Source organism: Candidatus Clostridium stratigraminis (assembly GCF_045310675.1).
In the GTDB taxonomy this organism is placed as follows: Bacteria; Bacillota; Clostridia; order Clostridiales; family Clostridiaceae; genus Clostridium_AT; species Clostridium_AT stratigraminis.
The window spans coordinates 104,057-116,745 of sequence record NZ_JBJHZZ010000006.1 but is presented as its reverse complement, the minus strand read 5'-3'; the positions used below and the strand labels follow the sequence as shown (position 1 = coordinate 116,745).

11 protein-coding genes and 1 tRNA gene are annotated in these 12,689 nt (G+C 30.1%); 10 read left to right on the top strand and 2 right to left on the bottom strand.

The genetic code is table 11. The annotated features are described in order from the left end of the window. Positions 1-56: 56 nt before the first annotated feature. The 7 genes from selD to ACJDUG_RS10705 all read left to right on the top strand — a co-directional run bounded on the left by selD (position 57) and on the right by ACJDUG_RS10705 (position 8,351). The gene (selD, locus tag ACJDUG_RS10735; RefSeq protein ID WP_406769886.1) at positions 57-1,085 is read left to right on the top strand and encodes a selenide, water dikinase SelD; all 1,029 of its coding nucleotides are present in this window, start codon (positions 57-59) and stop codon (positions 1,083-1,085) included. Between the two features lie 41 nt (positions 1,086-1,126). Then, positions 1,127-2,524, top strand: coding sequence for an L-seryl-tRNA(Sec) selenium transferase (gene selA / locus ACJDUG_RS10730; RefSeq protein ID WP_406769885.1), 1,398 nt, complete (start codon positions 1,127-1,129; stop codon positions 2,522-2,524). Positions 2,525-2,528: 4 nt separating this feature from the next. Further along, a complete protein-coding gene (gene selB / locus ACJDUG_RS10725) occupies positions 2,529-4,436 on the top strand; it encodes a selenocysteine-specific translation elongation factor (RefSeq protein WP_406769884.1) in 1,908 nt (635 codons plus the stop codon). 68 nt (positions 4,437-4,504) lie between these two features. Continuing rightward, positions 4,505-4,601: transfer RNA gene (locus ACJDUG_RS10720), tRNA-Sec, on the top strand. A gap of 606 nt (positions 4,602-5,207) precedes the next feature. Next, positions 5,208-5,462 (top strand): phage holin family protein, encoded by a 255-nt coding sequence (locus ACJDUG_RS10715; protein WP_406769926.1) that lies wholly within the window; start codon positions 5,208-5,210, stop codon positions 5,460-5,462. A 231-nt stretch (positions 5,463-5,693) separates the two neighbouring features. Next, positions 5,694-6,575, top strand: a complete 882-nt coding sequence (locus ACJDUG_RS10710; protein WP_406769883.1) for a sensor histidine kinase — start codon at positions 5,694-5,696, stop codon at positions 6,573-6,575. Positions 6,576-6,587: 12 nt separating this feature from the next. After that, the gene (locus ACJDUG_RS10705; protein ID WP_406769882.1) at positions 6,588-8,351 is read left to right on the top strand and encodes a tetratricopeptide repeat protein; all 1,764 of its coding nucleotides are present in this window, start codon (positions 6,588-6,590) and stop codon (positions 8,349-8,351) included. Positions 8,352-8,489: 138 nt separating this feature from the next. Here the strand turns inward: ACJDUG_RS10705 and ACJDUG_RS10700 are convergent, their stop codons facing one another. Next, positions 8,490-8,996, bottom strand: coding sequence for a metallophosphoesterase family protein (locus ACJDUG_RS10700; protein WP_406769881.1), 507 nt, complete (start codon positions 8,994-8,996; stop codon positions 8,490-8,492). Between the two features lie 126 nt (positions 8,997-9,122). On the opposite strand from ACJDUG_RS10700, the gene ACJDUG_RS10695 reads away from it, so the two are divergent. The 3 genes from ACJDUG_RS10695 to holA are packed head-to-tail and all read left to right on the top strand — an operon-like array spanning position 9,123 to position 12,244. Continuing rightward, positions 9,123-9,425: a hypothetical protein gene (locus ACJDUG_RS10695; protein ID WP_406769880.1), complete on the top strand. Its 303-nt coding sequence runs from the start codon at positions 9,123-9,125 to the stop codon at positions 9,423-9,425. Next, entirely contained in the window at positions 9,412-11,217 is a 1,806-nt protein-coding gene (locus tag ACJDUG_RS10690; protein ID WP_406769879.1) for a ComEC/Rec2 family competence protein, read from the top strand. Before ACJDUG_RS10695 ends, ACJDUG_RS10690 begins: the two co-directional genes overlap by 14 nt. A gap of 4 nt (positions 11,218-11,221) precedes the next feature. Next, complete coding sequence (gene holA / locus ACJDUG_RS10685) at positions 11,222-12,244, top strand: DNA polymerase III subunit delta (protein ID WP_406769878.1); 1,023 nt, start codon at positions 11,222-11,224, stop codon at positions 12,242-12,244. 33 nt (positions 12,245-12,277) lie between these two features. Here the strand turns inward: holA and rpsT are convergent, their stop codons facing one another. After that, entirely contained in the window at positions 12,278-12,544 is a 267-nt protein-coding gene (rpsT, locus tag ACJDUG_RS10680) for a 30S ribosomal protein S20 (protein ID WP_406764414.1), read from the bottom strand. Positions 12,545-12,689: the final 145 nt, after the last annotated feature.

The window sequence follows — 12,689 nt, the reverse complement described above, 5'->3', positions numbered from 1 at the left end:
ATACAATTAGTACTGAACTTTAGTATCATGTTTATGATATGAAAGGAGTGGTAATAATGGAAAAAAGATTAACTGAAATGTCCAGAACTTCTGGGTGAGCAGCCAAAATAGGGCCGGAGACCCTTTCAAAAATTTTATATAAATTACCTGTAATGAAAAATGATAATTTATTAGTAGGTATAGAAACTTCTGATGATGCTGCAGTTTATAAATTAAATGATGATATTGCAATGATTCAGACATTAGATTTTTTCACACCCGTAGTGGATGATCCCTACACCTATGGTCAAATAGCAGCGGCAAATTCCTTAAGTGATGTATATGCTATGGGAGGTAAGCCTGTATCAGCTTTAAACATTGTATGCTTCCCACTTTGTTTGTCAACTGAAATCTTAGCGGAAATCTTAAGAGGTGGAGCTGACAAGGTATTAGAGGCAGGTGCTGTAATTGTTGGGGGACATACTGTAGATGATAATGAGCCTAAATACGGCCTTTCTGTGACAGGATTAGTACCTCCAAGTAAGGTTTTAAAAAATTTCGGATCAAAGGTTGGAGAAGTGGTTATTTTAACTAAACCTTTAGGAACTGGTATAATTAATGCCGCAATTAAGGGACAAATTGTTTCTGATAGCGCTTATAAAAAAGCTGTGAAAGTAATGTCAACACTAAATAAATACGCCTCAGAGATAATGGTAAATTATAATATAAGCGCCTGCACTGATATAACTGGCTTTGGATTTTTAGGCCACAGCTTCGAAATGGCTAGTGCGTCAAAGGTTACAATTAAGTATTATAAAGACAAAATACCATATATAGCTGAAGCTAAGGAGTATGCTGAAATGGGGCTTGTTCCAGAAGGAACCTATAGTAATAGAGTATATTTAGAGGAAAAATGTGCTTTAAATAATTTACCTGTTTGGTTTGAAGATATATTGTTTGATCCACAAACCTCAGGAGGCCTTCTCTTTACTACAAGTGCTGAAGAAGGGGAAAAAATAATTAAAGAACTTGAAGTCCTTGAGATTGAATCTGCTGTAGTTGGAGAAGTAATAGCTTTAGAGGATAAATTAATAATTGTGGAGTAGAATATTTAAATCATAATTTATAAAGAAAGGTTTAAATTATTATGAATAAGAAAGATTTGCTTAGAAAACTTCCTAAAATGGATGACCTTCTAAAGGAAGAAATAGTTATTAATAGTTTAAAAGCTGTTATGAGACCTATAGTTATTGAGGCTTTAAGAGAAACCTTGGAGGAATTTAGAAATAGGATTTTAAATGACAATATAACTGAATTCACTACTATTGATATATTAGAGGGGTTTAAACAATTAGTTAAGCAAAAGAATTCCCCTAATTTAAAAAAGGTTATAAATGGAACAGGAGTTATTTTACATACTAATTTAGGCAGAGCCCTATTAGGTGAAGAAGCCTTAAGGCATATTATAAACTGTGCCGATAGCTATAGTAATTTGGAATATGACCTTAAAAGTGGTGAGAGGGGTTCTAGATACGAGCATGTTGAAGAACTTATAAAAAAAATTACTGGTGCTGAAGCAGCTGTGGTTGTAAATAATAATGCAGCTGCTGTTATGCTGGTGTTAAACACCTTATGCAGCAACAAAGAAGCCATTGTATCAAGAGGACAGCTTGTTGAAATTGGAGGCTCCTTTAGAGTTCCAGAGGTAATGAAGTTTAGTAATGCCACACTTGTAGAAGTTGGAACCACAAATAGAACCCACCTTTATGATTATGTAAATAGTATAACTGAAAATACAGGTGTATTATTAAAGGTTCATACCTCCAATTTTAAGATAATGGGCTTTACTGAAGAAGTCCCACTTGAAGACTTGGTGAGCTTAGGAAAAGAAAAATCAATACCTGTGGTTGAGGACATAGGCAGCGGTGTATTAGTTGATTTTTCTAAATATGGTTTCTCCTATGAACCAACCGTACAGGAAAGTATAAAAAAAGGTATAGATGTAGTAACCTTTAGCGGAGATAAGATGCTTGGAGGACCTCAAGCAGGGATTATTGCAGGTAAGAAAATATATATAGATAAAATAAAAAGAAATCAATTAACTAGAGCACTTAGAATTGATAAGCTTACTTTAGCGGCCTTAGAAGGCACACTAAAATATTATATGGATGAAACTAAAGCAGTAGCTGAAATTCCAACTTTAAATATGATACTAAGTTCAAAGGATATCCACAAAAAGAGAGCTCAAAGGCTTAAAAACAGAATTCTAAAAGCAGCAAAAGAAATAGATATAAATATTGCTTCAGATTATTCTATGGTTGGCGGGGGTTCAATGCCTGCTGAAAAAATACCTACGTATGTTTTAAGAATAAAATCAGATTTCAAAGCAGCAAAGCAAATAGAAGCCTCTCTTAGGAACTATGTAATTCCAATTATAGTAAGAATATTTGAAGATAATGTTATAATTGATTTAAGAACCATCTTTGACAAAGATTTTGATATTATTGCTCTAGCTTTTAAAAATTTAATGCAGCAGAAGGGTTGATATAATGAAGCATGTAATCATAGGAACCGCTGGGCATATAGACCATGGTAAAACTACATTAATAAAGGCCTTGACTGGAAGAGAAACTGACACCTTAAAGGAAGAGAAAGAGAGAGGCATTTCTATAAATCTAGGCTTTACTTTTTTTGATTTACCTTCTGGAAAGAGAGCTGGAATAATTGATGTGCCTGGCCACGAAAAATTTATTAAAAATGCACTTGCAGGTGTAAGCAGCATCGATGTGGTTTTACTTGTAATTGCAGCTGATGAAGGCATAATGCCTCAAACAAAAGAGCATTATGAAATATTGCAGCTTCTTAATATTAAAAAAGGGATTATTGTAATTACAAAGACTGATTTAGTTGATGAAGAATGGCTTCTTCTAATTAAAGAAGATATTAAAGAATATTTTAAAGGTACCTTTCTTGAGGAGGCACCAATTCATGAGGTTTCTTCTAAAACTGGAAAAGGCATAAAGGAGCTAATTGAGGATATAGACAAAATTACTGAGGAAGTAGAGCCAAAAGACACTGAAGGACATTTTAGACTTACTGTAGATAGAGTTTTCTCGGTCAGCGGCTTTGGGACCGTTGTTACAGGAACCATCATAAGCGGCAGAATTGAGGAAGGTGAAGCTTGTGAACTTTATCCCTCTAAACTACTTACAAAAATTAGAGGAATACAAGTTCATGAAAGTCCAGTTAAGTTTGCTGAAGCAGGACAAAGGGCGGCGTTAAATCTTGCTAATGTTAAAGCTAGCGAGGTTCATAGAGGTGATGTCCTTTCAAAAGAAAACGTAATGGAGCCATCTTTAATTGTTGACTGCAGCTTAAATTATTTAAAGTCTGCTGAAAAACCTTTAGAAAATAGACAAAGGGTAAGACTCTATCATGGAACAAGCGAGATTTTGTGCAGGGTAGTTTTACTTGATAGGGAGGAGCTTTTGCCGGGAGCAAAAGCTTATGTTCAGCTTAGACTTGAGGAGCCTTTAACAGCCCAAAGAAAAGACAATTTTGTTTTAAGAAACTATTCTCCAATGTATACCTTAGGTGGAGGACAACTAATAGAACCTGTCTCTAAAAAAGCTAGAAGATTTGATAATTCTTATATAGAAGAATTAAAAATAAAGGAGAGCGGAAGTCAGGAAGATATCTTAGATAAATTAGTTGAGAAACTTAGCAAGGATTTTCCAGATGAACAGGTGATAATAAAAGCCTTAGGGAAAAATGATGAAAGGCTCTCCGAAAGATTAGAAAACTTAGTTAAGGATAAGGTGCTCCTAAAACTTACTAGTCTAGATAAACCAATTTATATTCATAAAAGCTTTTTAAAGTTAAAAACTTCAGAAATTGAAAAACTCCTAACTGATTTTCATATGGCGAATCCACTTAAAGCCGGCATATCAAAGGAAGAAATAAAAAATAAAGTCTTTGGGAAAGGCATTAAGCAAAAAACCTATGATGAGCTGCTGCAGCTTTTATATGGGAGAAATGTTATAAGAATACAAGGAAGCTTCATAAGACTTATGGACTTTGAAATAAAGTATTCTAAAGAACAAAATATCCTAAAGGATAAAGTTATAAATGCCTATACTGAAGCTAGGTATATGCCGCCTAAATACGATGAACTAATTCAAGGTGAGAAGGATAAAAAAACCTTTAAAATGGTATATGATTCGCTGCTTGATATGGGTAGTTTAACAAAGGTATCAGAAGAGTGTGTATTATTAAAGGATTATTATGAAGCTGCAAAGGCGCATATTATTAAGTTTATTAGCGAGCATGGCAGTATATCAGCAGCTGAAGCTAGAGACATTTTAAATACAAGCAGGAAATATGCAGTTGCAATTCTAGAGAACCTTGATAGCATGAAATTGACAAAAAGGGTAGAAGATATAAGGGTTCTTTACTAAATTACTATTTCTTACATTGACTTTAGAATTATTTTTATGTAAAATCATTATGCGTAGTAAGCAAATACGGGGGTAGATAAGTGCTGGTGTGCTTGCCAGTCTTCAAAACTGTGTTGCCGTGCTAAGACCACGGTAGGTAGGTTCGATTCCTACATACTCCCGCCAAAACCATTTAAATCAATGACTCATGAGAGCTTTAAAAAAATCTTATGAGTCTTTTTTTATAGCTTAAAATTATAAAACTTTCAGAGTTAGCTTATATACGCAAAAGAATTAATTATTGATGAACAATTTTCTTCTTAAACGTTTATATTAAAAAAGAAGGGACTCTACTTTAAAAGTAAAGAAACCTTCTTCTCAAACAACTCTCTTTGAGTTGTTAATAATAGTATTAGGAGTTTTGTAGTTTTTATGCATAAAAATAAGAGTATTAAGAACATAAATTAAAATATTAATTGATATGTACACCCATTAATTGGGTGTATTTTTTATTATAAAAGTAAGGTGATGAGCAATGGGAGATAATGTAGATGAATTAAGTTATAAAAGCTAAAAGTATTGCTGGTGGAATTATACAGTAATAAAAATATTCGGGTAGAAAGTCATTATGTGTACACAATTATACAAAAGCACATAAATTATAATAGGTCAAATGATGTCTTAAATCCATTAGGTTTGCCATTCATGGAATAGATGACATAGAGGGGACTGTAAAAATTAAAAGAAACTATTACATATATCTTAAAATAATTTGGAGGTATGAATATGGATATAGATTTAATAGAATTAATTACAGAACAAGCTTTGATATTAATCCCTGTTTTATATATAATTGGTATACTTTTGAAAAATACACCTAAATTAAAAGATTGGTTAATTCCCTATATATTATTGGTTCTTGGTATTGTAGGTTCAGTTTCTATAATTGGATTAACAGTACAAGCAGTAATACAAGGTATTCTTGTTGCGGGTGCTGCTGTATTCAGTCACCAATTAATTAAACAAACTACCGATAAAAAAGATTAGAAGTTACTTTGAATAGTCAGCCATTTTTATGGCTGGCTATTTTAATAAGAATTCTTTATTAATTATAACTTGAATTTCGACAAATTAATTAATCTTTTTAAACAATTCCTTAAAAAATGTCGAATTCTATACATTATCCATAATTTATGATAAAATTAATATGGTTAATAATTATGTGATTTAAAATAGTTGGATAAATATTCTTGATATACAAGGTGGTAAACTTAAAATATGGATATTGATAAAAGTAATGATAATAGTGAGATAGAAAAATTAAAATTAGCCTTAAAAGTTTGTGAAGAAAAATTGGAAGATCATAATAAAAAAAGTGAGTTTTTCGCCAATATATCGCATGAATTTAAAACTCCAATAAATATTTTAATGGGAGCAATGCAGCTTATTGAATTATATACCTTAAGCGGAACTATTAAAGATCCAGAGAAAAAACTTGAGAAGTATATGAAAACAATGAAGCAAAATTCTCTGAGATTATTAAAACTAATTAATAATATTATTAGTATGACTAAGATTGATTCCAATGATGTTTCAATTGAGCTTCATAATTATGATATAGTTACAATTATTAAAAATGTGGTACAATCTATTGAAGCTTACGCAAAGGTAAAATTAATTAATTTAACCTTAGAAACAAATTTAGATAAAAAAATTATTGCTTGTGATGCAGACAAAATTGAAAGAATAATGTTAAACCTTTTATCAAATGCCATTAAATTTTCAAATAAACAAGGAAATATCAAAATAAAATTAGAAGACATTAATAATATGGTAAGTATTTCTGTAGAAGATGATGGAATTGGTATTCCAAAAGATAAACTAAATAGTATCTTTCAACGATTTAGAAAAGTTGAAACAAGTTTTACTAGAAACAGAGAAGGAAGCGGCCTTGGCTTGTCCATAGTAAAGGCCCTTGTGGAAATGCACAACGGTACTATAAACGTTACTAGCGAATATACTAAAGGAAGTAAATTTGTAATTCAACTTCCTAATAGAAAATTAAGCGAATCTAATAAATCAAATCTTTATTCTCAATTTGATGACGATATTGATCAAAGGGTAAAGGTTGAATTTTCTGATATACAAGATATTTTTTAAGGAAGTGATTATTTGAAAGCTGCAGAAGAAAATTTGGAGATAGCTGAAGATGTAAAAAGATCTAAAGAAAAGATAAATGCGACTGCTTTAATTAAAAATGCTAAAGCCTTTGAAAAGAAAAATGATATTCATATGGCTATTAAAAGCTATGAGAATGCACTTTCAATCTGCATATCTGAGAATAATACTGCTGATGTATTTACCCTATCCATGAAACTTGGAGACTTTTATCAGCTAGGAGGTAAATTAGAAGAGGGGATGCAGTACTTTCAGCAAGCAAAAGCTGCAGCAGAAAATCTTAAAAATAAAGCATTGCTTATTGACGCCTTAAATAAAACTGCGGATAGCTATATAAGCTGTTATGAAATTGAAAATGCCCTAAAGTATTCAGAGGAAGCTTCTAAAATTCTAAATGAAATTGATTATTTAAAAGGTAAAATTGAAAATAACATTGGTATGTCACGTATTTACAATATAAAAAAAGAGTATTTTAAGGCTAGAGAACTCTGCAATGAAACATTGCTGCTCTGTGGCGATAACTTCCCTCTATTTAAAGGAAAATTATATATTTCGCTAGCAGATCTTTATAAAAACATGACAAGCCCAGAAGAGCACTTAGAACTTTTAAGTCAGGCCTATGAGTGCTTTGAGAAGGCTGATTATGAAAGAGGGCTGTTTGGTGTTATAAATAATATTGCAATTGTATATGCTGAAAAGTTACATGATTATGAAAAGGCACTTGAATATTATAAAAAACTAAAAAAACTTTGCGAAGGTTCTATTTATGTGGAGTTTCTTAAAATATGCTATCTTAATATTGGAGAAGTTAATTTAAAATGTTTTAATTATAAGAAGTCCCTTAGTTGGCTTAATAAGGCTATAAAAATGCCTTCAGGAGCCTATGCTGATAATATATTAGCTTATAATTACGTTTTTTTAGTACAAGCTAACTTAAAGTTGTATAACTACACAGAAGCCTATGACTTTTTAATGAAGGCTGAAAAAGAGATAGGTAAAAACTCTAATACTGAATATACATTAGTACAATATTATAAAGCTGCAGCCTTAATTTTTAATGAGTTTGGAGACACTAACTGCGCTAAATCCTATATAAAAAAAGCATTGGATTCAGTTGAAAAAGATGAAACATTGATTAAATGGAATATAGGTATTATATATGAATATTTAAAGCTAAGTGAGGCTAAAAATGAGGCTGATGTAATTGATATAGTTGATGGAGTAAGCTATGCTCTATCAAAATACAAAAATAATGACCAAATTTTAGAGTCTGTTTACAATATCACTATAGCATTAATAGATTGTAATTATGATAAAATAGCATTAAATTTTCTAAGTAAATACAATTCAATGAAACCAGCTTATGAAATATTAAAATTAAAAAAGATGTTTATTGATATTAAGCTAAGTAAAAGTAATGATGAGAAATTATTAATTAAGGCTTTAAAACTAGCTGAAGAAATTAGAGATGTTAATTTTGAATGGAAGTTATCTTGCTTAATAGGAGACTATTATTTAAAAAATGATGGTGCTAAGGAAGCTTTAAATTATTATAATCTAGCTTTCAAAGTTGTTGAAGAAATGGTTTTATCTGTACCTGAAAAATATAGAATTCAATATGCTAATTCAAGTAAAGCTTTAGAGGCCTATAATAAATTAGTTATGGCAATGCACTATAATTCAATGATAGAACTTAAGACTTGTAAAGCAATTACCAGTATGGACCAATTAAATGAGATATTTAACTATACTAATTAGTTTTATGGAATTATTACATAAAATAATTTATGAAGAATTATAAAGGATATAAAAATAGTGTTTCTTTATAATTCTTCATTTTTTATTTATTGTTTTTCATTATTAAAAAAGTATTTTATAAAAATATAAAGATATATTTTACAGTTTGTCAAAGAAGTTAAGTTGAGCATCAATGTGTCCTTTACTAAGCTCTAAAATTATATAAGAATACCATCTATCCTTTCTTTTACTTGTCGGTGATCCTGGATTTATCATCAGAATTTTATTCATTGTCTTTATTATGGGCTGATGACTATGTCCGAAAATTATAATATCAACTTTATTGTCTTTAAACATTTCATAAGCTCTATCGATAGTAGTTTTTGCATTGCCATGGCCATGATAAATTCCAATTTTATAGCCCATAATATTAATAAGCTCTTTTTCTTTAACTCTTTCTTTTATAAGCTCTCCATCATTATTACCAAAAACTCCAATAAATTTTTTTTGATTTTCTAAAAGATCAATAACCTTACTGTTTTTAAAATCTCCAGCATGTATTATTAAATCAACAGCTTTTAAATGTTTATTTAATAATTCCTCAATTTTATATAAATCCTTTGAAATATGTGTATCTGAAATAATTCCAATTTTTATGCTGACCACCTCCTAAATACCTATAGTTATACATTATTCTTAGTATGCTTCAAATGTTAAATGGATTTTCATTAAAGACTACTTCTGATTAAAGACATAGGTTTTGGATAAAATAATTATGGAGGTGTATTAAGTATGATTAATAACGTGTTTGAAACATCAGTAATGGGAAGTAATATTGTTTATTTGAATATACCTGAAGAGGATTATTTTTTAAGCTATGATTCAATTACTAGAAAAGCTGCGGAAGAAATAAGTAACACCTATTTTTTGCTAAGAAGCAGAGATGGAATTCCTGAGGTCTTAGATATAGAGCATCATGAACCAAGCCATAGAGTAAAAATCACCCTTGAGGTAAAAGAGGCCAAGAACAACAATAGGCCTTTATATAAGGTTCCAGATTCTCTAAATATTACGAGAAATAATGAAGTTCGTTAAGCCTCTTGTATTTTATGGAATCGCTCTTTTTATAGGTTGTATTTCTTATATAGCTTTTAAAAATAGTTTAGTTATAGGTGCAGTTTTAACTGCATCTTTTTTAATCATAATTCTCTCAACAATTGATACTAAATATTCAATAATTATCCTTAGCTTTTTATTTCTTGGAATTCTTAGCTCACATCTTTACTATAATATGGAGGTGGATTCGAACACTTTTAATATAAGGCTTACAAAATATAATGAATTTTATTCTTATGGCATATTAAATGGAAGAAATGTGCTGCTTAAGGGAAATCTTAAAAAAGAAGATGAGGGTTTAAATCTAATAATTAAAGGTAAATTTGAAGATATAAGGGATTATGAAAAAGGAATAGTTGGAACCATATATGTAGATAGTGCTTTAAGTGGGAAAAAGGATTTTATTTCAAGCATCAGTACCTTTAAGCAGAAATTATATAATAAATTCAAGACTTATTTAGGTGAAGAAAGGGCAGCACTTATAATGTCCCTATGTTTTGGAGAAGCAAATTACCTTTCTGATATTCAAAAGAACGACTTTAAAAAGCTTGGGGTTGTCCATGCCATTAGTGTATCAGGCTTTCATATGGCCATTATTTACAAGGTGCTGGAAGGTGTTTTTGGAATTGGAATCTCTATTTTTGTGTCACTTTTATATGCCTTATTCACAGGAGCGCAGCCTGCAACTTTAAGGGCTTTTTTGATGATATTTATTTTAAAAATGTCTAAAAAGGTGTTCAAAAATTATGATGGACTTTCAGCCCTAAGCTTGTCTGGAATAATTATTCTTACTTTAAAACCCTATTATTGTCTGGACTTAGGCTTTATATTGTCATATCTTTCAACTTTAGGAATCATGCTTTATTATAACAAAATTAGAAGAGCTCTTTATTATATTCCAAATAAGCTTAATGAAAGTATAAGCCTAACTCTAAGTGCCCAGGTATTTTCAATGCCATATGCTGCACTTTCCTTAGGGAATCTAAGCTTTGGCTTCATACCTGGAAATATAGTTTTATTACCTATTTATACTGTGCTGGTCCTAATAGGGAACATAGCGTTATTGTTTTATAAAATTGATTTTATATTTAACTTATTAAATAAGTTTTTAGAATTAATTATGCTGATTTTAGAAGGTGCAACTTATTCCTTGCTTTTAATAACGCCGCAAGTAGTATATATAAACTTCTTTGAAAGCTGTTCCATTTTACTGATTATTATTTCTTTTATATTAATTAAAAGAGGAATGAACAATTTAAAACCAGTTCCTTTATTAATAGTAATCTTAGTAGCTATAAATAATTATAAATTTTTTCCCAATATACAGTATATAGATTTAGGTGCAAGTGATGGTGTAATTATAGAATATAAATTAAATAAAATATTAATAGTCAATGATGGTGAAAATATAGGAAACAATATAAAGACAATTAATAATAAGTTTAACTTCTCAAGAATTATTAAAAATTCTAAGGAAGGCTTAAGCTTAAAAATTAGTACTAATTTTTATTTAAAGACTCTGCCTAATTTAAATTCAGAGGCTGGTGAGCTAAATTTAGAAGTATATTCGAATAACAATCCCATTATATTCACAAGGAACTCCCAGAACTTTATGGATATTGATTTAAAAAAGTGTGATATAATAGTGTTACCTCAGAAAAGTTATTATTTTTCTAAAAATGTAACGATAAATAATTTAAAAACCTCAAGTTATGATATTGTCTTTAATAAGGCATATCCTAGTTTTACATTAAGCAAAGGAAAGGAGTAGTTTCTTGCTTGAATATATTGAATTAGAAGAGAAACTTAAAAATAATAAATTTGAAAATTGCTATATATTTTGCGGTATTGATGAAGCCTTGATGAAGGAAAAAATTTCATTTATTAAGAAAAAGGTTCTTAATGCTGCCTATTCAGATATCAACTTTGTTCAATTTGATGGAAAAACAGCGGATATGGAAGCAGTTATTAACACATGCGACACTATACCATTTCTAGATGAGAAAAAAGTAGTTGTAGTTTTTAGAGCTGAGTTTCTAGGAGAAGGAGAAGATAGAGCCGCAAATAAAAGCTTTGAGATTCTCCTAAAATATTTAGATAATCCTGCAAAGCATACAATTTTAATTGTCTATTATGTGTTTAAGGAAGAAAGAGAGAAACCTAGCAGCAAAATTAAGAAATTTGATAAAAAAGCTTCTGTTGTTAAATTTGATAAATTAAAGGGCGTAAATCTTGAAAAAAAGATTAAAGCACTGTTTGACGAAAAAAATAAAAATATAGGCAGGGCAGAACTAAAATTTTTCTGTGAGGAAATTGAAGCCAACATGGAATCTGCAAAAAATGAAGTTGAGAAGCTTTGCTGCTATGCTATAAACAAGGAAATTACAAAGGAAGATATTTTGATGATGCTGCCGCCAAAAGCAGATAATGATATCTTTAATTTAGTGGATTCAATATCCCAAAAGAAATTAGAAAAGGCATTGGACATCTTATCAGAACTTATATATAAAGGAGAGAAACTTACCTATATTTTGTATATGGTTGAACGGCAGTTTAATCTACTTTTACAATTAAAACTTGGAATTGAAAAAGGGAAAACAAAGGATGTGCTTTCTAAGGAGCTAAAAATGAACCCCTTTATTTGTGATAAAATGATGATTCAAAGTAAAAGATTTACACTTAAAAACTTGAAAACTGCTATAAATGACTGCTTAGAAAGTGAAGAGGTACTTAAAAGTTCGCCAGTTAACAGTAAAACTGAAGTAGAATTATTGATTTTAAAAACCATAACAGCATAAAAATAAAAAACCGGTTAAAAACCGGTTTATTTATTAAGCAGAAATAGAATTTAACTTTGCAGCTAATCTAGATTTCTTTCTTGAAGCCATATTCTTATGAATTATTCCTTTAGAAGCAGCCATATCTAAAGCTTTTACAGTATTAGTGAAAGCAGCTTTAGCTTCTTCAAGGTTTCCGCCTGTTACAGCAACTTCAAACTTCTTTATAGTAGTTTTAAGAGCTGATTTAACCATTTTGTTTCTAAGTGTTTTAACTTCGATAACTTTTATTCTCTTTTGAGCTGATTTAATATTTGCCATTGGTTTTCACCCCCTTATTTTTTTATAGGGTCTCAGCAGTTTGGGGAAATCTGCGTCCGAGTTATTTACATAACAAACCATATTATAACACTTATTTTTTAGCACTTCAATAGTAAATTGCAAAAATCACTTTGGAAGTCTATAT

Bases quoted from the DNA above. Each gene is read 5' to 3' on its own strand.
- ACJDUG_RS10710 (WP_406769883.1), top strand. From the start codon at position 5,694: ATGGATATTGATAAAAGTAATGATAATAGTGAGATAGAAAAATTAAAA.
- selB (WP_406769884.1), top strand. From the start codon at position 2,529: ATGAAGCATGTAATCATAGGAACCGCTGGGCATATAGACCATGGTAAA.
- ACJDUG_RS10695 (WP_406769880.1), top strand. From the start codon at position 9,123: ATGATTAATAACGTGTTTGAAACATCAGTAATGGGAAGTAATATTGTT.
- ACJDUG_RS10690 (WP_406769879.1), top strand. From the start codon at position 9,412: ATGAAGTTCGTTAAGCCTCTTGTATTTTATGGAATCGCTCTTTTTATA.
- selA (WP_406769885.1), top strand. From the start codon at position 1,127: ATGAATAAGAAAGATTTGCTTAGAAAACTTCCTAAAATGGATGACCTT.
- rpsT (WP_406764414.1), bottom strand. From the start codon at position 12,544: ATGGCAAATATTAAATCAGCTCAAAAGAGAATAAAAGTTATCGAAGTT.